Below are 21,077 nucleotides of genomic sequence, written 5' to 3'. Positions count from 1 at the left end.
TTCCTCTGTTGCTTGTGCTTTACGGTTTTCACCAAAACCCGAACTATTGTTAAGTTAGATTCATTTTACCGTTTTCACGTTCCCTTTTCTAGCTACCCGAGTCGTTGGGAACACTTAGGTATAACAAATTTTAATGATTTAGCATACGTTATACAGCGATCCTTGTTCTTCATTCAGCATCATATTGACCGTCTGACGTTTAGCCCCCCTCACTTGGTGGGTAACTTGTTATATATGAAGGAGGGACGCACATGAAAAGGAACCATACGATGATGCAATTTTTCGAGTGGAATGTCGAAGCTGACGGTTCTCACTGGAAGAAGCTTACCCGCCTGGCGCCGGAACTGAAGGCCAAAGGAATTGACGCGATATGGATTCCACCTGTCACCAAAGGCCAATCGCCCGAGGATACGGGATACGGCGTCTATGACCTTTATGATCTGGGCGAATTTGACCAAAAAGGTGCGGTGCGCACCAAATACGGAACCAGGGAAGACCTGCTGGAGGCTGTTGCCGCCTGCGTTCGCCACGGTGTGGCCGTCTATGTCGATCTGGTTATGAACCATAAGGCTGGCGCGGATGAAACCGAAGTGTTCAAGGTCGTCGAGGTCAATCCGGATAACCGCAATGAGGTCATTTCCGAGCCCTTTGATATCGAGGGCTGGACTAAATTTACGTTCCCCGGCCGTCAAGGTCAGTATTCCACATTTCAATGGAACTTTGAACATTTTAACGGAACCGATTATGATGCAAGCCAGGACCGGACAGGAATCTATCGTATTTTAGGTAAAAATAAAAGCTGGAGCGAAAATGTAGATGATGAATTCGGCAATTATGATTATTTAATGTTCGCCAATATTGATTATAATCATCAGGATGTGCGCAAAGAGATGATCCGCTGGGGCAAATGGCTGGTAGATACTCTGCAATGCAACGGATTCCGTCTGGATGCAATCAAGCATATTAATCATGAATTTGTACGAGAGTTTGCTACAGAAATGATTAAAAAACGCGGGCAGGATTTTTATATGGTAGGCGAGTTTTGGAAACCGGATCTGGAATCGTGTCAAAAGTTCCTGGATACCATTGATTATAAAATCGACCTATTTGACGTATCCCTCCACTACAAACTACATAGCGCTTCCTTGGGTGGCAAGGATTTCGATTTAAGCACCATTTTCGAGGATACGCTTGTTCATACCCATCCCCTGAACTCGGTTACTTTTGTCGATAATCATGATTCCCAGCCGCATGAAGCGCTTGAATCCTGGGTGGAGGACTGGTTCAAGCCCAGCGCCTATGCACTTATCTTGCTGCGCAAGGACGGTTATCCCTGCGTATTCTATGGCGATTACTACGGCATCCAGGGACAAACGCCCGTCAAAGGCAAGCAGGCTGAGCTAGACCCGCTTCTATATGCCCGATACCATAAAGCTTATGGTGAGCAAAAAGATTATTTCGATGATCCCCATACGATTGGATGGGTTCGTCAAGGCGTGCCTGAGCTGGAAGGCTCCGGATGTGCTGTGGTGATCACCAACGCAAATGACGGAGAAAAGCGCATGTTCGTAGGCAAACAACATGCAGCGGAAGAATGGATAGATTTGACCGGGCGTCACGATCATACCGTAAAGATTGAGCAGGATGGCTACGGCATATTTCCCGTTCGTGCCGGCAGTGTATCGGTGTGGGCACTTCCCGCAGAGGAAGACAGCCAGGAAACAGAAGAAGAAGCGAACGCTTAATCTATACCCAACACAAAGAGGACAGGATGCGAGGAAGCGCCCTGTCCTCTTTGTGTATGGAAAGTCACTCCGTTACCTTGCTTTGGTTGGCCACAGCCTGCTTCTTAGCCTCTACATGACTCGGATCACCGAGATAAAAGCGCCGTATGGGATCTATATGCTCATCCAGCTCGTACACCAGGGGAATGCCTGTGGGAATATTCAAATCCAGCAATGCGGTTTCGTCCAGATTCTCCATATACTTGATTAAGGCCCGCAAAGTGTTACCATGTGCAGAAATGATAACTCGATCCTTTTTGAGAATCAAAGGTACAATCCGCTGCTTCCAAAACTCACCGACCCGATGCACTGTGTCCTCCAGACTTTCCCCAAGCGGCAGCTCTTCTGGCTTAATATTGCGATAACGCTCTTCCCGATGCGGACTCCGCTCGTCCTTCTCATCCAGCATGGGTGGCCGCACTGTTAGGCTACGCCGCCAGATATGAACCTGCTCCTCGCCGTATTGCACGGCGGAATCCAGCTTGCTAAGCCCTTGAAGAGCACCGTAATGGCGTTCATTCAGCTTCCATGACTTCTGCACAGGTATCCACAGATGATCCAGCTCATCCAAGATGTGATACAGCGTGCGGATAGATCGTTTTAGCACAGAGGCAAATGCCAAATCAAACGTATATCCTGCCTCCTTGAGAATACGTCCTGCCTCAATGGCCTCATGAGTCCCTTGTTCAGTCAGGTCCACGTCCGTCCAGCCCGTAAACAGGTTTTGTCGGTTATACACGCTTTCTCCATGCCTAACCAGCACCACTTGATACATACACTCACTCCTCTCCTGTCTGTCTTTATGTTTTACCCAACTTCTATGTATTTAACGTAAAATGCAATTTTTAAACCGTCTATTTAATACAAAAAAGGACGGCATTCAGCCATCCTTTTCTTCTCACCCTGCACTTAGTCCCTCTTACTGAACTTGGCCAACAGATCCAAAATCCGTACATACAGCCATACTAGAGTCACCAGCAATGCAAAAGCACCATACCATTCCATATATTTGGGTGCACCTTGATCTGCTTGCTCTTCAATAAAATTGAAATCAACCAGCAGATTCAAAGCCGCAATGATCACGATAAATAAACTAATACCAATACCCAGCCAACCCGTTTCATGGATATACGGAACATTCATACCGAAAAAGTTCAAAATAAAATCAACCAGCGTCACCAGAAAAATCGCCATCGTACACAGGACAACGAATGAGATAAAGCCGCGTGTCACCTTGATGATTCGCTGTGTGTACATAAAGAGCATCAAGAACAAAATACCCACGGTCAGCAAAATGGCATTGGCTACAATTCCAGGGTACTCATACTCCATAAAGGCTGAAACGCCACCCAAAGCAAAACCACTCAGAATCGCATATACAGGAGAGAGTAACGGAGCGGTTTTTGGAAAAAAGGATATCGCAAGTGCTACGCCTGCCATACCAATAAAGCCTGCCGTCAGCAAGGATAGCACCTCTACGGTTCCCTCGTAGGTCATGTACCAGGTAATGCTGCCAGAGACGATGAGCAGAACCAGCAGAAGCAACGTTTTGTTCACCGTTCCTCCGATGGTCATGCGTTGTTCACTAGCTTCTCTTTCATCTTCGCGCAAAAAGATGTCATCACGTAAAACTGGATTGCTAAAGCTCATACAGGGTACTCCTTTTCGATGTTGTTGTTTGCTATGCTATATGTATATATCGGCACAATATGAAAAAAGTTTCAGAAAATTTCAAACAAAAAAACTCTAACCTTGCCATACGGCAAAGCTAGAGTTAGAGGGTCAGGTCGTTACAGGTTAAAAATCAGCCGTAGCAATTTGGATGGTGCCTGTCACAGCTCCAGCTGGAGTAGCTTGGAGAGCAGCTACCAGCAACAAAGCCACTTCTAACGTCAGACTATTGGCTGCCGGGATAACATACGTGATCACGGGAGCATTGACACGTGTAACAACCAGATCCACCGGATTGGCACCCGTGTTATTCACGGTAATTGTAGCATTATTACCGCCTTTCAAATTTTCAAAAAAGGATTTACCCACACCCGCAGCGAGATTGTAGATTTGCGAAGGTAAAAGGATCGCCATAGAATTCACCTCCCTTGCGTTTGATAGTGTATTCTATGCTTCCAATCTATGAGCGTAACGTTAAGTGACTCAGTAATAAGACACAATTTAAAAGACTGATAGATTAACATACCCTAAGCTATGCCAAAAAGGAGTTGCCCTCTCAGATCCCTTTCAGAATCTGCGGACAACTCCTTTTTTAAATAATGGAAGTCTCAAACGGTATACAAGCGGCTAGTAGGATTATATGTTGCCTTTGCTCCCTTATTGCACGTGAATGCTCAATTCCTGCGGACCGAAACGGGAAGGCGCAGAAACCTTCACACGAATTTGTCCAGCCTCCCCCTTCGTACGAATCCAGAATGCAATGCGTCCACCAATTAGGGATAAGCTTGAAGGACCGATCAATTCACCCACCCCTTCGACCTCCACCGAAACTGGATCTGCATAGAACGGCAAGACGTTGCCGTATTCGTCCAGCGCATCCACTACTACTCGGGTTACGTCCCAATCGCCAACTTCCAGCACCATATCATCTGCAGCTACCCGCAGCTCTGTCGGCACCGGATTACGTGAATAGTATTTGCGGGTCACTTCTTGCCCATCTACGTATCCAATGAATACAGCGTCTTCCCACTTCATGCCCCAGTGGCCTGTCAGCTCGTCGATCACGACAGGGGGATGAGGAAGCGCCGGGTACTTCTCTCGGTTCGGACGATAAACACCTTTGCGCTCATGACCGTAGATGAACTCCACCTCATCACAATTGGTGAACACAACCAGCGGCACGATGCCTCCAATATTCCGCTCACCACGCGACCAGTAAGTGACCGGCTCCATAACGATTTCCTGTTCGACGTTCTTCTGGCTCCGGTACACACTCGCTGCAAATTTAGGCAGGCGGAACATATCCATGACACCGTGGTAGCAGATTTTATCACCGGAACCAAAATCAGCATGCGTGTTATAGTCAAAAGCACACCAACCAATCGCCCCGGCAATGCCCTCATCGGCATAGGAAGCATTTTGGACCCGCGTATGGCGCAGTGCATGCTCCATTACCCGTTCCTCCTGGTCAAAGCGCTTGGTCGGGTACATATGCCCGTTATATTCCGTTACCAGATAAGGGACCGGATGATCCAGCTTTGTAACGAGAGACGGCTGGCGCAAGCCTGTCGTTTCGCCATCTACGCCTTCTGTATCGTCATACGTATCAAAATTGCGGATTTCCTTAGCCAAATATTTTTTGTGCCCACCATCATGAACAAAATCATTTATCGTATATACATCTTCCAATAGCTCACTGCCTACAATATAACGCACACCACCCGTAGCACGGGTCGGATCTAGCTTTCGTGCTAGCTCATTGGTACGCGTGTACAGATCATGGTCATCCTGCGACTCATTAATTCGTACCCCCCAGATTACAATGGAGGGATGATTACGATCACGGACAATCATGTCCTCTACGTCCCTCACCGCCTGCTCCTTCCACGCTTCACCGCCAATGTGCTGCCAACCCGGAATCTCTTCGAAAACGAGCAATCCGATCTCATCACAACGGTCTAGAAAATGACGGGACTGAGGGTAGTGGGATGTCCGTACCATATTCAGCCCCAGCTCCTCCTTGAGCACATCTGCATCACGACGCTGCGCTCTTTTAGGCATAGCATAGCCAACGTACGGATAGGACTGGTGACGGTTCAAGCCAAGCAGCTTGATCTTCCGCCCATTCAAGTAAAAACCGTCCGGCTGAAATTCGGCCTCGCGGAAGCCAAAGCGCACGGTCACCTGATCCAACTCTTCTCCGCTTCGTAGCAGCGTCAGCTTCGCTTCATATAGCTTGGGATCATCTATATCCCAAAGTTGCAGGCCGCCCAGCTCTTTCAGCTCCAGCGTTACTTCCGCCGCCGTCATCGCTGCCAGCTCGGTCTCCGCCTTCACGCTCGCTCCGTCCAGCAATTGCAGCGCGACCGTCAAGTCGTCCTCCTGATCGCCGATACCCTCCAGCTCCACGACCACGTGCACCGTCTTGCTTGCCGCAAGCGGCTCTGGTGTCTGAATGAATACCGTTCCGAGGTGTACAGGCTCCACTATTCGTAGCTGCACTTCGCGGTAAATACCGCCGTAGGTCAGATAGTCAATGACTGCCCCAAAGGGAGGGATGTCGTCCCGTTCCGTGGAATCGACAATGACCGTGAGCACATTGGGGCCGCCATATTCGGCAAGTTCGGTCAATTCAACGCTGAACGGTGTATATCCACCTTTATGCTCCCCCGCTTTTACCCCGTTTAGAAATACCTGGGCATAGGTCATGACTCCTTCAAAATCAACATACACTCGCTTACCTTTGGCATCTGCCGGAATGTTCAACTCTCTTTTATACGTAGAAATAAACTGAAATGCCTTGTCGTCAAAATAATTATACGGAAGCTCTACATTGGTGTGCGGCAGCTGAATTGGCTCATACCGACTTGCATCAATGCCTGCACTTACTTCTCTCTCGACATATTCAGGAAGATAAAACCATTGGTCATTCAACGGCAAAATGGTACGCATGGGCAGTCACCTCAACCTTTTATTTTCCACTCTTATACCATAGTAAAATATTTAAGTAAAAATAACGAGTAAAACTTAGTAAAATAAATATATGTTCAATGTAAGCATTTACAAGGTAATTGTCAATCCATTTTTGTATCTTTTTATATCAAAAAAACAACCCCGGTAAGCCGGGGCTGTCCAAAACAATAACGCCGATTTTATTTGGTATCGGTATGTAGCGGTGCACTGCTGTTGCGAATCATTAGCTCGGTCGGAATGATGACCTTGCGCCCCACCTCGTTTGCACCGTTGCGTACTGTATGCAGCAAGAGCTGAACGCCCGTTTCTCCCATCAGTTCGGTGTGCGTTTTGACCGTTGACAGAGATGGGGTCAAATATTCCGCTGTCGGAATATCATTGAAGCCAACAATTGAGATACGTTCCGGCACCGCAAGGTGATGCTGCTCCAGCGCCTTCAACACCCCAATAGCCACCGAATCGCTCGCGACAAAGAAGGCTGTAGGCAGGCTTTCTGTTCCTGCCAGAATAGCCGCTTCCATCGCACGGAAGCCGTCTGCCGCCGTTCCGCCGCACACATGAATATCATCCGACGTGCACAGCCTGTGCTGTTCCTGATACCGCAAAAACGTCTCATAGCGGGCATCTAACTCGACTCGTTCGGAATCATGGGACTGCTCATCCTTGCCCATACCTACATATCCGATGTGACGATGGCCTGCGCCCATCAAATAATCCAGTGCATCAGCCGCAGCGTGAGCAAGGTCAATGACCACATAGTCTGCCCCTGTTCGCTCTACCGGATGATCCAGAAAGACGCAAGGAATGGGCAGTTCCAGCATACGTTCTACCTCTTCGCTGCTAAAATGCCCCAGCACGATCAGCCCATGTAGCCCTTCGGATGATGTCTTCAGCGCAGTCAGATCCTCTCTTCTGAAAATACGCTCCAGCTGCGCCCCGCTTTGGCGGCACTCTTTTTCCACGCCAAACCGGATAGACAGATAATAAGGGTCTTCCAGTTCCTCGTACGCGCTAAACCAGTGCACCATGCCCAACCGGATGGGTCCCTCTGCCTTCTTGCGGGGCTGACGACCAATACCGCCATTTTTACGTTTAACCGTCGTATATTTCATGCGCTCGGCAACCTCAAAAATTTTACGCCGCGTTTCCTCAGAAACAGACAGTGTTTCATCATAATTCAGCACTCGGGAGACCGTGGATATCGAAACCTCTGCCTCCTGGGCGATATCTTTTAACGTAGGCATTGCAGACTCCTTTAATGGTTTTACTCTGTTTTTACTTTTATTTTACTATTATCTTACTCGTCTCCCCTGTGCAACACAACCCGTCATTCCGAAAAGGGTCAACCATTTTTTTCATATTATAAGCCTAATCATGATAAAATACGTACCATAATAGAAATGACACCAAGGAGGATACACACATGAAACAGGAACTGATTGACCGCCTAACTACATATGTTCAGGTAGATACCCAATCTGATGAAAGCAGCCACACTTGCCCCACTACACCCGGACAGCTCACATTGGGCAACCTTTTGGTGGGCGAATTGAAAGCCATTGGTATGACAGACGTAACCATTGATGATCATGGTTATGTGATGGCAACCCTTCCCTCCAATACGGATAAAGAGGTTCCCGTCATTGGTTTCCTCGCTCACCTCGATACGGCTACCGAGCTGACTGGCGCAGGGGTAAAGCCGCAATTGACGGAAAACTATGATGGGGGCGATATCACGCTGAATGCTTCGCTTGGTGTGGTTCTTTCTCCACGTGAGTTTCCCGAACTGACTCAATATAAAGGCCACACCCTGATCACAACAGATGGTACCACCCTGCTCGGTGCAGACAACAAAGCCGGGATCGCAGAAATCATGACAGCTATCCACTACCTGATTGACCATCCAGAAATTCAACATGGCAAAATTCGCGTTGCTTTTACACCGGACGAAGAGATTGGAAGAGGACCGGAACGCTTTGATGTAGCCGCTTTTGGCGCTGAATATGCCTATACGGTAGACGGCGGACCGCTCGGAGAACTGGAGTATGAGAGCTTTAACGCCGCAGCCGCCCATATTACCATTCACGGTGTGAATGTGCATCCCGGTACGGCTAAAAACAAAATGATCCACGCTGCCAAAATCGCTATGGAGCTGCATAGTCGGTTACCTGCAAACGAAGCCCCGGAATATACAGACGGATATGATGGCTTCTATCATCTCTTGGAGTCTACAGGTACGGCAGAACAAGCTAAACTGTACTATATTATCCGTGATTTTGACCGCGAGAGCTTTGAAAACCGGAAAGCTTATTTAACAAATGTAGTCAAAGAGCTGCAGGCCGCATATGGAGAAAACCGTATTGCACTGGAGCTGAGAGATCAGTATTACAACATGAAAGAGAAAATAGAGCCAGTCAAGCATATCGTCGATGTCGCTTATGAAGCAATGACAAAGCTGAATATCGAACCTATTATCAAGCCGATTCGTGGCGGTACAGACGGTTCACAGCTATCCTACATGGGACTGCCTACCCCGAATATTTTCACAGGTGGGGAGAATTACCACGGTAAGTTTGAATATGTATCGGTGGACAACATGGTACTTGCTACCAAGGTTATTGTGGAAATCGCACAACTGTTCGAGCAACGCGGCAAGTGAACTACCTATACACAGCACTGACACGTTAAGATTAAATAGAAGGCATATCGTTCCGTAATGGAAACGGTATGCCTTTTTTTCTGAAGCTTTCATTTCCCTTTAAATTTTCAATATCTTTATAACTTTTATCCGTCTTTAGACCGACAACTATATACGAGACTATAAAAAATATATCTAGTAAAGAAAGGTAGGTTATCTATTTGAATACAATAGATGCATTAATTGCAGCCATTCCCTACATACAACAGATTATGCGTGAGAAAGTGACCCTTGCTCTCTTCGACCGCACTCATGTCCTTATGTATACCCAATCGGAGGGTATGGATCTCGGCTTTGAAACAGGCTCGGAGCTGCTCGAGGACTATAAAGATTTTGCCATGCTTAAAAATGGACGTGAGGCCAGCCTGACCCACATTCCTGCTGAAATTCTAGGGTTTCCTCTTGATATGATCAGTATCCCTGTATTTGACGAGAAAGGTGAAGTCATCGCAGCATTTGCGGCCTCTTATAATTTGACTAACAAAAATCAACTGGATCAAATCGTATCCGAGAATCGCTCCATCACCGAGCAGCTCATTGATATGGTACAGCATGTAGCGGCTCATTCCGAGGAGCTTCAGGCAACCAGTGAACAGATTTTGAAAAACACTCAAATCGCCGTACAAAACTCGGGTAAAATCAATCAGGTAGCTGTGTTCATCAAGGAAATTTCCGATCAGACCAACCTGCTTGGATTGAATGCAGCGATCGAAGCCGCACGTGTAGGAGAAGCAGGAGCAGGCTTTGGTATCGTCGCTCAAGAGGTGCGCAAGCTATCCGTAGAATCCAAAAAGGCGACGGTCGATATTGAAGGAGCCCTTAAGGATGTACAAAACTCCATTCGTCAAATGGAGCAGGAAATTGAGCAAATTGTTTCTTCTTCTCAGGAGCAGGCGACTCTGGTAGGCTCCTTCACTGAAGTGATGGAGCGTATGCAAAAGGCGAGTGAAACGATGCAACATCTGGCCAATGACCTGACTTCGTATGCCATAAAATAAATCTTGGGATAAAAAAGGGGAGCACACTGATCGCAAAATGCGTAAAAGTGTGCTCCCCTTATGTACAAAAGCCCTATCGGGCTTGATGGTCTAAATCTGAAACTCAAGCAGTATAAGAAAAAACACCATGATTTGAAGGAAACACTGGGTCTAACCCTCCCAAAATATTTCCCACCGGAAGAGCAATACTAAGAAACGCCAAGACCATAGTTACCGAGATTAATGCCTTTTTCATTATGAAGCCCCCTTAATAAAATGGTTTGGTATTGCTCTTGCTGTGATGGTGTTGCCAAATCTCGATAAGTTTCAAACAGAGCAACCAATGTCCTGAAATCGGCATCCGCTTCTACACTGGCAGAGAATTGCAGAGAATCAAGGACATAATTTAAGGCAGCGGAGTACTGCTTCTTCTTGAAATGGTAAATGGCCAATTGGTTGACCAGTTTTAAATAATATACGCGGTTTGCTCTATCTTCATAACCTTCAAATATCTTAATATCATCAGCAAAATCGTTCAGCAGGTCGTCTATATTCCAATTATTCAAGTTAGCCGCTTCGGCAATACCAACCAATCCTGGAAGTAGCTCCTCTTCATTGTCGTGAAGAAATTGAACGTACTCAGGCAAAAGTTCCCTTCTCCCCGAAAGTAATTCAATCGTAAATAAATTGGCCTTGGCGAGGAAACGGAATCTCTCTACTTCTTCGTGACCGCTCTGATCCAGCCCCATAAACCAGCCCATTTCGCTATACTTCATAATATAGTTTCTGGCTTCCTCATACTTTCCCATATTCTGATAGTAAATAGACTTCGCCAGATAACTGTAAGCATAATAAAACACTAGCGGGTGTTTGGTGTCCAATGTCTCATACTTGCCGTCTGCAGCATTTCTCAGTTGGGTGTGATACAGGCTTTCAGCCAACGTATGCAGATAATCTGCTACTTTGTTCGCTTCATCCCAATCATTATGTGTGTAGCTGATTCTAAACAACTCACAAGCTTTATCGAGTTCGTGGCTGTCCGACAACAAATAAATGGCTTCCCTTTGGTTCAGGACCTCTTCCACTAAAACCCGCCTCCCTATCCTGAAAATTGCGATTACCCCTTAGCACAGCGGCTACTCTTCAGGGTAGTTATGCTCTTAGCCTCCATTTTTTGCATACCAGTATATTACAAATATAGTCAAAACCTAACTTGAAGTCAATTTAATCATCGCTACCTTCTTTTTTTTGCAACCTTACATTGCTGTGTATGGTTATGGATTTTGCAAAATTCGATTCCAGTCGCTCCGAAGTGCAAGATATAGACGAACTAAACCATTTCGATCTATATCTTGTTCATTGGAAGTCGCTTATGGGATTTTTGCAAAATCCTTGGTTACGAATAATCGACTCCCCTTATAGAAATAATGCTAAAGAAGACAAAATGCAGGCTCTCTCATGAATGGTTTTTATGATGCTATAGTATCGTCGGGGTAACTACGTTACGAATTAGTGCGTACTTTTCAATCGGATATCGGGGCCTTACAATCAAACCTGTGCATGAAACCAAAGTATAGAGTAATACTCAACAGAGCATGTACCTGTTCATCAAAATATAAATTCACTTAAGGAGTGAAGTTAATAACATGGAACTTCAATTGGCTTTAGACTTAGTAGATATCCCGCAAGGTATTGCATTGGTAAAAGAAGTAGAGTCGTATATTGATATCGTAGAAATCGGTACACCGATTGTCATCAATGAAGGACTTCATGCAGTAAAAGCAATGAAAGAAGCATTCCCGAATCTGAAAGTGCTGGCTGACCTGAAGGTTATGGATGCAGGGGGCTATGAAGTGCTAAAAGCTTCCGAGGCTGGTGCAGATATCGTTACGATTTTGGCTGTAGCTGAAGATGCAACAATTAAAGGTGCAGTAGAAGAAGCGAAAAAACAAGGCGGCAAAAAAATCCTGGTGGACATGATCGGTGTTAAAAACCTGGAGCAACGTGCGAAAGAAATCGACGCTCTGGGCGTTGACTACATCTGTGTGCATACAGGCTACGATCTGCAAGCTGAAGGACAGAGCCCGTTCGAAGCACTGCAAACCGTCAAAAAAGTCGTGAAAAACTCCAAAACTGCCGTGGCTGGCGGTATTAAACTGAGCACCTTGGCTGAGGTCGTGAAGGCTCAACCGGATCTGGTTATCGTCGGCGGTGGTATCACTGGCGAGGACGACAAAAAGGCTGTAGCTTCCCAAATGCAACAGCTCATCAAACAAGGTTAATCCCAATGGAAACCTCTCAATATTTATCCGAGGTACTCAAGGAGCTGCAATTGGTTCCACAATTGATCAGTGATACAGAATCGGAGCAGCTGATCCACTCCATCGCCGCTGCGAATAAGGTATTCGTGGCAGGTGCGGGCCGCTCAGGGTTCATGATTCGCTCGCTGGCGATGCGGCTGATGCATATGGGGATTCAAGCTTACGTGGTCGGGGAAACCGTAACTCCTGGTTTGGGCGAGGGCGACCTACTCATTATTGGTTCAGGCTCTGGTGAAACCAAAAGCCTGACCTCCATGGCAGAAAAAGCAAAGAAACTTGGGGCCTCTCTGGCGCTTCTAACCACTTCCCCGGGTTCCACCATTGGCAAACTGGCCGATATCATCGTCAAGCTGCCTGGTGCGGCCAAGGACCCGTCCAACAAGGACTACCAAACGATTCAGCCTATGGGCTCATTGTTTGAGCAAACCCTGCTGTTATACGGTGACGCATTGGTACTCAGAACGATGGAGCTGCGCAAGCTGACCTCCAAATCTATGTTTGGCCAACACGCCAATTTGGAATAAAAATGTAATTCCTTTACGATAACAAAGCAGGCCGTCCTTTACATGTCACATGTGAAGGACAGCCTGCTTTTATGCTTGTATAAGGCGACTTTCCTATCTACACCGTTTGGACGTTTATTCTTCAGGTTTGGCTTATATGGCTTATATAGTCCAAGCCATCGTAGGAGAAATATTGAAAGTATGCGGGAGTCGCGGCGACAGATACCGGTTCATCTACAGCGACGGTCGATACAGCATACATGCCAATCAGCGCTCCCGTGAAACCGCCATTGCTTTCAGATGAGACTACAAAAGCCGGAACCGTAGCGAGCGGTACCCAGTTGCCTGGACGCACAGCATAAGATAAGGCGAAATGATACGCATCGGATAGGATGCGAAGCTCCATACCTTCACCGCTTGGTATATCAGGAGCCGCCAGCGGTACAGAGACCCATTCGGTTCGTTTTCCCTGATCTGCGACCGAGACCACTACAGTAAGCATGTTGCCTTCTCCATCCCGACGAATACCAAGCGTAAAGTGACCGTGCTCATTAAGTCGTACCGCAAGGCCGGCTTCCTCGCCCTCATGCTGTGGTTGAAAATAAAGCCGGCTACGGACGGCGATCTGATGATGCCGCAGCCGGGTGCCGAGGAATACGCTCGGCGCTTCGTCCAGCAGCGTGTGGCGATTGCCGATGAGCGTTAGCCATCCGGGGCACGCTTCCAGGCTGATGCAGGCTTCACACAGCCTGCGCGGAGCAGCCCAACGGAAGTCCAGCCGCTGACCACCAAAGTCATCGCGCCAGCTATGACGCTTTGCAGGCGCGAGCGGCGCAGAAGCAGGCGGGCGAGCCTGCTCCGCCAGACTGAATGGCTGACGGTCTACAGACATGTGCAATTGCACCGTGCCTGCGTTGTTGTCAGCCGTAGGCCATCCGTCCGTTGTCCAGCGGACGGGGGCCAGAAAGGTTTCGCGTCCGAGCACGCTATACGAAGGTGGTACCTCAGCCTGAGGCTCGACAGCCTCCAAGCGGTCAGCCACAGGCTCGATGTCCACCACCGGACGGACACCGAGAAAAAAAGCCCACCAGTCCCCGCGAGTGTCCTCAACCAATTCGGCATGACCTGTGTTCTGAATCGGATGTGCAGGGAGAGCGTTATGCGTGAGCATCGGCTCTGTCATACGCTCGAACGGACCGTAAGGGCCCTCCGCACGATACACGAGTGTTCGATGATCACGCCCCGTTCCGCCACATGCGCAGAGCAAATAATAGTGGCTGCCGATGTGATACAGATGCGGCCCTTCGGTCCATACGCCGCCATCCCCGTGAGCAATCGCTATAGGCTCTGTCAATGCCTGACCTGTAGTGATATCAATCTCATACTGGATAATATGCGACTCGGCATCTGCCCCGGATTGTACGGTCACATACACTTTCCCATCGTCATCCAATAGCAGAGACGGATCTATATTCCCGTAAGGAATACAGATCGGGTCTGACCAAGGCCCAGCGGGGTTCACAGATGTGATATAAAAATTACCTATCCCCATCACATCTGTCGTAATCAGATAAAAAACACCTTGATGATAGCGCAGTGTGGGCGCATATATGCCTTCCGAGCTTTTGCGAGTGGACAAATCAATCTGACTGCGCCGGTTCAACGCATGCCCGATCTGCCGCCAATCGGTCAGGTTTCGGCTATGAAAAATGGGCAAGCCCGGCATGTATTCAAACGAGCTTGCCGCCATGTAATAATCTTCTCCGACGCGTATCACACTCGGATCAGGATAAAATCCGGGGACAACCGGATTCGTATAGCGTAAGGTAGCCATGCTCCAGCTCTCCTTTTGAACAGCTCTATTCCTCTGTTTCATTCAAACTATTCATTGGTTATTCCCCGCTGGCAACGGCGGGACTTTGGACGAATCAGCAAGTGCCCAATAGGCATATTTGGCCTTTAACCGTTCGTCGAATAGTAGCGGCTTATCCAGCCGGGCTATCGGAAACGTGCTGAGCCACGTATTTCCATCATCCGTACCCCAAATCGTCACATTGCTGATATGATTCTGCTGCCTTGAAAACATATCGAACAGCGCCCGATAGCGGTGAGCCTGCCGGATCAGCATAGATTCTGGAATCGTTTCATAGCGATCTGTGTCATTGGAATAAAGACCCATATCCAGCTCGGTAATCTGATTGTCCAGACCAAGCGAAGCAAACTTTTCTATGGACTGCTCAATCTCGCTAATAGCGGGAAACTCCAGGCGGATATGCGATTGGTGGCCTACCCCGTCAATCGGTACACCTTTAGCGAGCAGATCACGTACCAAATTGTACAGAAAATCCCGTTTCTTCGGCTCATGTGTGTTGTAATCGTTAATGAATAGTCGTGCGTTCGGGCCCGCCGCTTCCCTCGTGACACGGAATGCTTTTTCAATATAATCAGTACCAGTAATCTCATACCACTTGCTGCGGCGCATGCCATCCGGCTGATCAGGATCAATGACCTCATTCACCACATCCCAATCGGTGATGACATTTTTATATCGGGCTGCAACAGCGCGAATATGCGTCTCCAGCCGATCCAGCAAAAGCTTTTTATTCTCAGCAGTCGGCGTCATCGGCTGTCCATTCTTATCCTTGAACATCCAATCCCCAGTTTGGTTATGCCACACCAAAGTATGGAAGCGAATTTCCAGTCCATGCTGTCTAGCAAATTGCACAATTTGGTCTGCTTCCTCCCAATGGAACTGTCCCTCGGACGGTTGTAAGGAGATTGGCTTCATCGCATTCCCTGCAACGACGCTGTTAAAATGCTTCTGTACCAACTCTCCGTAAGCCCCTTCGGTCTGGAAAGCTTCAATCGCCGTGCCAATGCTAAACTGTCCCCCATATAATCCATGCAAAGAAGGAATGTCCTTTTCAATAGCCAGCGGCGGTACAAGTGACAGCTCGAAATCATCCATATAAAAGGAAGACGTTCCTTCTGCCGTTTCCAAATACATAGAAACGGTGTCTGCATCATGCGCAAGCGTATACGTACCAGACAAATGCATCCATCCCCCTGTCGTAGTAGCCGTGTCGCCTACAACAGTTTCATACGCACTATCCCCTTGGTGATCACGCTGTATGCTGAGCCTCACCTTGGCAGGCTGCTCACCCGGCGCCAGCTTCACCCAGGCACTGACCGTATATCGGCTGCCCTTTTGCATCGTAGCAGTCACATCCAGCTTGGGGCCGGCATATGTCTTTTGTCTGCCTGTTGTCAGCAGACTGTATGAGCCGGTTCGTGCATCGGCATTCGAAACCTGCACGGTCTCGGCTCCCATACGGGACACCCATCCTTGAGCCGTACCATCTTCAAACCCGGATACGATACCATTGGCCGGCTCCGTTGGCGTCTTCGATACCTGTGTTATTTCTACCTCATCCACATAGTAGGCCTGCGCGGGATTCGAGCTTTCCACATACAGCTTCAATGCATCCATCCCCCCGGTAAAAGTATATTTCCCCTGAAGTTTGATCCACGATGTATCCGCCGTCTCCGTCTGCGCTACCGTCTTCCATGTCGTAGTCCCACCTGTCGGCTGCTGCTCCACTGTAAGTTTAACCATGCTCGGAACCGCAGAATGACCATCTAGCTTCACATAGCCACTAATTTCATACTCTACATCCGGCTGCAACAGCGACTTCACATCCAGCTCCGCCCCGTTCCAAGCCGCTGTGCGGGCGGTTGCCTTCAGACTGTGCGTGCCGCCATATGCTGCTTCCGTGACGGATGCAATTTGGGTATAAGTTCCCCGAGGCTTCCAGCCATCGCTGTTTCCTTGCTCAAATCCATACGTTCCAATGGTTTTATGGATATTACCCGCTGACAGCACCGTATCCGCAACGGGCGGGGAATGTTCTATAGACGTAGCTGCCTTCGCTACAGACGCTCCCCACCAACCAACAGGCGATAACAACAGCGCTCCAGCCAGCACCAGACAAAAAGGCTTAACCCAACATGGCCGCAAAGCAATCCCTCCCGCACTCAAATTTTTTGAATTCGTATTGGGCACCATTGGATTTCAGTTACTATCCTTTGACACCTCCCAAGGTCATACCCTTCACAAAGTATTTTTGCAAAAAAGGATAAACTAAAATAATAGGCACTGAAGCGACAATCGTCATCGTGGCCCGAATCGAGGTAGGCGTGACCGACTTCGCCAGATTTTCCGAACCAGCGAATTGGCTCGCATAGTCCTGAGTGTTAACAGACGTGTTGGAATTTTGCAGTATTTTCATCAGCTCATATTGAAGAGTGCTCCATTGCTCATATGACGAATTGTACAAAAACACATCGAACCAGGAATTCCATTGCGCGACCGCTGTAAACAGCGACACCGTCGCCAGTACGGGAACACACAGCGGCAAAACGATGCGCATAAAAGTGGCAAACTCCCCAGCCCCGTCAATACGCGCCGACTCCAAAATCCCTTCCGGCAATCCCTCAATAAAGGAGCGAATGACAATCACATTAAACACCCCGATCAATCCCGGCACGACATACACCCAGAAAGTCCCCAGCATCCCAAGCTCACGAATCAGGAGAAAGTTCGGAATCAATCCACCGCTAAAATACATTGTTAAAATAAAAGCAATCGAAACAAATTTGCGCAGCACATATTCCGGCCGGCTGATCGTATACGCCACCATCGCGCAGCAAAACACAGAGGTCACCGTACCCGCAACCGTACGTAATACAGAAATCAGCGTAGCATGGAAAATCGTCGCTTCCTTGAACACATATTCATAATTACTCCACGTGAATTCACGCGGCCACAAATAGATCCCGCCCCGAATCGAATCATTCGCTTCATTCAACGAAACCGCCAGCGTATTTAAAAACGGATACAGCGTGAACACCATCAGGCAGAGCATAAACACGATATTGCACGCATCAAAAATTCGATCCGAGGGGGCCCGAAATCGCCCGTGTACGGCCTTCCCTTTGCCCATGACTTCCGCTCCTTTCTAAAAAATAGTTTAGGCATTTGGATCGCGCACCCTCTGCTATCTCCTTCGAATAGCACAGTCCTAAAAAACAGCCTCTAATGGCGATAGCGAAGCTGAGCCAGCTATCATGACGCCCAAGGAAGCGCGAGTCACGCGTCTTCCTTAAGCTCTCCCCTTGCCACTACCCTCAGTTCTTAAAAAAGTGACTTTATGGCGGGCAACAGCGGAGCGGGCGGAATTGTTCTGAAGAAGCGGAGCGTTCGGCTAAAAGCTTTCCAGAGGAAAGCTCGCATCGTAAGCATAAGCTAGCCCCGGATTCCAACCTCTAATGTTTTATGATAAAAAGGAATACGGGGATAACAGCGATCGGAAGAACAATCCGCACGCGAAGCGGCCGTCCCCCCACCATAACTCACTCTTTTCTCAGAACAATCTCTCCTCCCCTAACCGCTTCGCAATATGATTGGCACTAAACAGTAAGATGAAGCTGACTACCGTTTTGAACATCCCAGCAGCAATGGAAAGCGAGAAATTACCCATCTGGATACCATATTTCAGTACGAAAATATCCAGATTCTCCGAATAATCCACGTTCATGCCGTTGCCCAGTAAGTATTGCGGCTCAAAGCCGGATTCCAGCAGATTGCCGATGTTCATAATGAGCAGGATGATAAATACAGGCTTCAATCCGGGTAATGTCACATGCCAAATTCGCTGAAAACGCCCTGCTCCATCCATCTCGGCCGCTTCATACTGCGAGGGATCAATCATCGTCATCGCGGCCAAATAAATGATGGTGTTCCAGCCGACATTTTTCCATACCTCCGATGCACCGAGAATGCCCCAAAAATAGCTTCCCTCGCCCAGCCACAGAATAGGCTCTTTAATCAACCCCAGCCACATCAGCACCTCATTGATGATGCCGCCATCCGCAGACAGCGCCGTACTGATGATGCTAGCCGCGACCACCCACGAAATAAAATGCGGTAGATAGCTGATCGTCTGTACCACCCGCTTAAATACGAGCTGGCGAAGCTCATTCAGCAAAATCGCTAATGTTATAGCGGTGACAAAGCCCAGCACCAGATTAATAAAGCTCATCGCCAGCGTATTGCGCATGACCCGCAGAAAGTGTTCATCCTGAAATAGAAAATGGAAATGTTTTAATCCGACCCATTGCTGATCGAGCAACTTGCGGGCAGGCTTAAAATCCTGAAAGGCAATTGTCCAGCCCCAGATGGGCAAATACTTGAAGATAAACAGCCAGATTAAAAAAGGGACGGACATCCATACCAGTGCCCGTTGCTGATTCAGCTTGTGCATAAATCCCCTAAAGCCGGTTCGCCGCGAGGGCGGCAACTGATCCGGGGAGATCGTGACTGCTGGTGGTGACGAGTGGCCCATAGCTGCTTCCTCCTTTATTTTTTACCGGGATTCTCGATTTTTTTGGCAACCTCCTTCGTGATCAGCTCCTCATACGCCTTTACATCCAGCTTGTTAAATTCAGTAGTGTATTCACTCCAAATCGCATCAAACTGCTCCGGTGCAGACAGCACCAAACGCGGGAAATATTTGCGCTGCAGGTCCCCCTTCTTTTGCTGGAAGAGCTGCGCAGGTGAACCTTGAGCAATTGGGATACTCCAGGCCGGATACCATGGGCGCTCGTCTGGTGCGGAAAACATTTGCGAGAAGGACTCTACACCATAGACTTTTAGTAGCTTTTTATCTCCCTCGGTGTAGGACATACGCGCAACCTCCGGCTGCCGTCCGGCACCAACGGAGTTGCCGTCAGGCAGGGTAGAACCGCTACCGTATCGCGGCCAACTGTATTCAAAATATTTGAACCCGAATGATTCGCGGAACGCGTCCTGACCAGTCTGCTTAATTTGCTCCTCAGTCCGGTAAAAGCGTCCTTTTTTATCTACATCATAGGTTTCTCCCTTGATTCCCCAGTTGGATAACACCTGGTTTTCGTCGGTCAGCAGGTTGTCAAAAAATTTGATGATACGTACCGGGTCCTTGGCACTGACCGTAATTCCTATGCCTCGGTTATTAACGAATGACGACGGATCAATGTACTGATCCTTTATATTCTGGTCGTATACAACAGGCAGCCCTATATACTCCATATCATCATTGCCCGATTGCTTGGAAGCCTCCTGCAGATTATTCAGGGCCTGCCCCGCCTGCCAGCGGTAGTCGAAAAAGCCCAGCACCTTACCCGAAGTCAGCTTCGCCAGATATTGATCGTAATTGTCCACAAAGGACGATTTATCAAATAGGCCTTCTACATTGAGCTGATTTAGCTCTTTCAGATACCGCTTTGTGATTTCCATATCTCCATAATCCATGGCCCGGTGTGTTTTCATATCAATAATCGTGCCGCCATCATTCGGATAGCCTGCCAGATGCATCGGTGCGTTCGTAAGAGCATAAAACCTATCCTGCGTGGTTAACGCCAGGTACCCAGTCAATCCCTCATCTGCATGCTTTTTCGCATAGTTACGAATCAGGGCTAAATACTCGTCAAGTGTTTTGATTTTTGGATATCCCGCTTCTTTTAATACCCTGCGTTGCACCCAAAAGGCTCCTTGCTCTAAGTTAGGTGCAGGTAAATAATCGCCTACCACCGCACTGAGCGGCAGAAAGTAAATGTTCCCATCCTCCGCCTTCATCAAGTTGTAGTACGGTCCATATACACGCTTAATATTCGGTCCATACTTGTCGATCAAATCATTCAGGGGAATAAAAGCCCCGGCATCCAGCAGCTTATCGATCGTGCCATCCGGTACTATCACATCCGGGTAATCGTTACTGGCAATAAATGTACCGATCTTCGTATTGGAATCACCCACCAAATGCTCCAGCTTCCAGTTTACCCCCGTCTGATCCTCCAGGATTTTGCCGATCCGCGTTTCTTTGGTATTAATGTCCCTCCCCGCAGTGGCATTAAAATACGTGAATGTGACCTTCTCCTTGCTATCTCCTGACGCCGGCTCCTTGCCCGAGCTCCCTGAGCAAGCAGCGATCATAGACGCCATCATAACCATTACCAGAGTGATGATTCCGAACCTTTTGCTTGTCATGCCAGACCCTCCCCTTTCGTCCTCTTTTGTCGATTGTGTGTGAATATCGTGCGCACGTACCTCA

General features: G+C 48.2%; 16 protein-coding genes. 5 read left to right on the top strand and 11 right to left on the bottom strand.

Annotated features, from left to right (window positions below; all coding sequences use genetic code 11):
- Positions 1 to 251 precede the first annotated feature (251 nt).
- Positions 252 to 1,745 (top strand): alpha-amylase, encoded by a 1,494-nt coding sequence (locus MKX59_RS01845; protein ID WP_023990898.1) that lies wholly within the window; start codon positions 252 to 254, stop codon positions 1,743 to 1,745.
- 64 nt (positions 1,746 to 1,809) lie between these two features.
- On the opposite strand, the gene gpmA is transcribed toward MKX59_RS01845, so the two are convergent.
- The 5 genes from gpmA to MKX59_RS01820 all read right to left on the bottom strand — a co-directional run bounded on the left by gpmA (position 1,810) and on the right by MKX59_RS01820 (position 7,672).
- On the bottom strand, positions 1,810 to 2,559 hold the full coding sequence (gpmA, locus tag MKX59_RS01840) for a 2,3-diphosphoglycerate-dependent phosphoglycerate mutase (RefSeq protein WP_025721385.1): 750 nt from the start codon (positions 2,557 to 2,559) through the stop codon (positions 1,810 to 1,812).
- A 134-nt stretch (positions 2,560 to 2,693) separates the two neighbouring features.
- Entirely contained in the window at positions 2,694 to 3,434 is a 741-nt protein-coding gene (locus MKX59_RS01835; protein WP_023990900.1) for a Bax inhibitor-1/YccA family protein, read from the bottom strand.
- Between the two features lie 147 nt (positions 3,435 to 3,581).
- Positions 3,582 to 3,869: a hypothetical protein gene (locus MKX59_RS01830; protein ID WP_023990901.1), complete on the bottom strand. Its 288-nt coding sequence runs from the start codon at positions 3,867 to 3,869 to the stop codon at positions 3,582 to 3,584.
- Between the two features lie 243 nt (positions 3,870 to 4,112).
- The gene (locus MKX59_RS01825; protein WP_053326367.1) at positions 4,113 to 6,407 is read right to left on the bottom strand and encodes a glycoside hydrolase family 2 protein; all 2,295 of its coding nucleotides are present in this window, start codon (positions 6,405 to 6,407) and stop codon (positions 4,113 to 4,115) included.
- 200 nt (positions 6,408 to 6,607) lie between these two features.
- Positions 6,608 to 7,672, bottom strand: coding sequence for a LacI family DNA-binding transcriptional regulator (locus MKX59_RS01820; protein ID WP_053326368.1), 1,065 nt, complete (start codon positions 7,670 to 7,672; stop codon positions 6,608 to 6,610).
- A gap of 179 nt (positions 7,673 to 7,851) precedes the next feature.
- Here MKX59_RS01820 and pepT point away from each other — a divergent pair, with 179 nt between their 5' ends.
- Both pepT and MKX59_RS01810 read left to right on the top strand, forming a co-directional pair.
- Positions 7,852 to 9,087: a peptidase T gene (gene pepT / locus MKX59_RS01815; protein WP_023990904.1), complete on the top strand. Its 1,236-nt coding sequence runs from the start codon at positions 7,852 to 7,854 to the stop codon at positions 9,085 to 9,087.
- Positions 9,088 to 9,287: 200 nt separating this feature from the next.
- Positions 9,288 to 10,124: a methyl-accepting chemotaxis protein gene (locus tag MKX59_RS01810; RefSeq protein WP_023990905.1), complete on the top strand. Its 837-nt coding sequence runs from the start codon at positions 9,288 to 9,290 to the stop codon at positions 10,122 to 10,124.
- A 188-nt stretch (positions 10,125 to 10,312) separates the two neighbouring features.
- On the opposite strand, the gene MKX59_RS01805 is transcribed toward MKX59_RS01810, so the two are convergent.
- Complete coding sequence (locus MKX59_RS01805) at positions 10,313 to 11,188, bottom strand: DNA-binding protein (protein WP_076264544.1); 876 nt, start codon at positions 11,186 to 11,188, stop codon at positions 10,313 to 10,315.
- Positions 11,189 to 11,749: 561 nt separating this feature from the next.
- Here MKX59_RS01805 and hxlA point away from each other — a divergent pair.
- Both hxlA and hxlB read left to right on the top strand, forming a co-directional pair.
- Complete coding sequence (gene hxlA, locus MKX59_RS01800) at positions 11,750 to 12,385, top strand: 3-hexulose-6-phosphate synthase (RefSeq protein WP_013312540.1); 636 nt, start codon at positions 11,750 to 11,752, stop codon at positions 12,383 to 12,385.
- A gap of 5 nt (positions 12,386 to 12,390) precedes the next feature.
- A complete protein-coding gene (gene hxlB, locus MKX59_RS01795; protein WP_023990908.1) occupies positions 12,391 to 12,948 on the top strand; it encodes a 6-phospho-3-hexuloisomerase in 558 nt (185 codons plus the stop codon).
- Between the two features lie 121 nt (positions 12,949 to 13,069).
- On the opposite strand, the gene MKX59_RS01790 is transcribed toward hxlB, so the two are convergent.
- The 5 genes from MKX59_RS01790 to MKX59_RS01770 form a co-directional block, all read right to left on the bottom strand.
- Entirely contained in the window at positions 13,070 to 14,761 is a 1,692-nt protein-coding gene (locus MKX59_RS01790; protein ID WP_028540824.1) for a glycoside hydrolase family 43 protein, read from the bottom strand.
- 51 nt (positions 14,762 to 14,812) lie between these two features.
- The gene (locus MKX59_RS01785; RefSeq protein ID WP_076264623.1) at positions 14,813 to 16,945 is read right to left on the bottom strand and encodes an endo-1,4-beta-xylanase; all 2,133 of its coding nucleotides are present in this window, start codon (positions 16,943 to 16,945) and stop codon (positions 14,813 to 14,815) included.
- Positions 16,946 to 17,006: 61 nt separating this feature from the next.
- Positions 17,007 to 17,930 carry a carbohydrate ABC transporter permease gene (locus MKX59_RS01780; protein ID WP_028540826.1) on the bottom strand — a complete coding sequence of 308 codons (924 nt, stop codon included), beginning with the start codon at positions 17,928 to 17,930 and terminating at the stop codon, positions 17,007 to 17,009.
- Between the two features lie 420 nt (positions 17,931 to 18,350).
- On the bottom strand, positions 18,351 to 19,331 hold the full coding sequence (locus MKX59_RS01775; RefSeq protein WP_023990911.1) for an ABC transporter permease: 981 nt from the start codon (positions 19,329 to 19,331) through the stop codon (positions 18,351 to 18,353).
- 14 nt (positions 19,332 to 19,345) lie between these two features.
- A complete protein-coding gene (locus MKX59_RS01770; RefSeq protein ID WP_076264546.1) occupies positions 19,346 to 21,013 on the bottom strand; it encodes an ABC transporter substrate-binding protein in 1,668 nt (555 codons plus the stop codon).
- Between the last annotated feature and the right edge of the window lie 64 nt (positions 21,014 to 21,077).

Origin of the sequence: Paenibacillus sp. FSL R7-0340 (genome assembly GCF_038002205.1) — a bacterium.
Classification (GTDB): domain Bacteria; phylum Bacillota; class Bacilli; order Paenibacillales; family Paenibacillaceae; genus Paenibacillus; species Paenibacillus polymyxa_B.
Note: the sequence above shows the minus strand (reverse complement) of the source record. Positions and strands in the feature narration are given on the sequence as shown.

What these genes read in the sequence shown, in the direction of transcription:
- MKX59_RS01775 (WP_023990911.1), bottom strand. Translation starts at nt 19,331, where the DNA reads ATGGGCCACTCGTCACCACCAGCAGTCACGATCTCCCCGGATCAGTTG.
- MKX59_RS01820 (WP_053326368.1), bottom strand. Translation starts at nt 7,672, where the DNA reads ATGCCTACGTTAAAAGATATCGCCCAGGAGGCAGAGGTTTCGATATCC.
- MKX59_RS01845 (WP_023990898.1), top strand. Translation starts at nt 252, where the DNA reads ATGAAAAGGAACCATACGATGATGCAATTTTTCGAGTGGAATGTCGAA.
- MKX59_RS01830 (WP_023990901.1), bottom strand. Translation starts at nt 3,869, where the DNA reads ATGGCGATCCTTTTACCTTCGCAAATCTACAATCTCGCTGCGGGTGTG.
- hxlB (WP_023990908.1), top strand. Translation starts at nt 12,391, where the DNA reads ATGGAAACCTCTCAATATTTATCCGAGGTACTCAAGGAGCTGCAATTG.
- MKX59_RS01780 (WP_028540826.1), bottom strand. Translation starts at nt 17,930, where the DNA reads ATGGGCAAAGGGAAGGCCGTACACGGGCGATTTCGGGCCCCCTCGGAT.
- hxlA (WP_013312540.1), top strand. Translation starts at nt 11,750, where the DNA reads ATGGAACTTCAATTGGCTTTAGACTTAGTAGATATCCCGCAAGGTATT.
- MKX59_RS01825 (WP_053326367.1), bottom strand. Translation starts at nt 6,407, where the DNA reads ATGCGTACCATTTTGCCGTTGAATGACCAATGGTTTTATCTTCCTGAA.
- pepT (WP_023990904.1), top strand. Translation starts at nt 7,852, where the DNA reads ATGAAACAGGAACTGATTGACCGCCTAACTACATATGTTCAGGTAGAT.
- gpmA (WP_025721385.1), bottom strand. Translation starts at nt 2,559, where the DNA reads ATGTATCAAGTGGTGCTGGTTAGGCATGGAGAAAGCGTGTATAACCGA.
- MKX59_RS01835 (WP_023990900.1), bottom strand. Translation starts at nt 3,434, where the DNA reads ATGAGCTTTAGCAATCCAGTTTTACGTGATGACATCTTTTTGCGCGAA.
- MKX59_RS01790 (WP_028540824.1), bottom strand. Translation starts at nt 14,761, where the DNA reads ATGGCTACCTTACGCTATACGAATCCGGTTGTCCCCGGATTTTATCCT.
- MKX59_RS01770 (WP_076264546.1), bottom strand. Translation starts at nt 21,013, where the DNA reads ATGACAAGCAAAAGGTTCGGAATCATCACTCTGGTAATGGTTATGATG.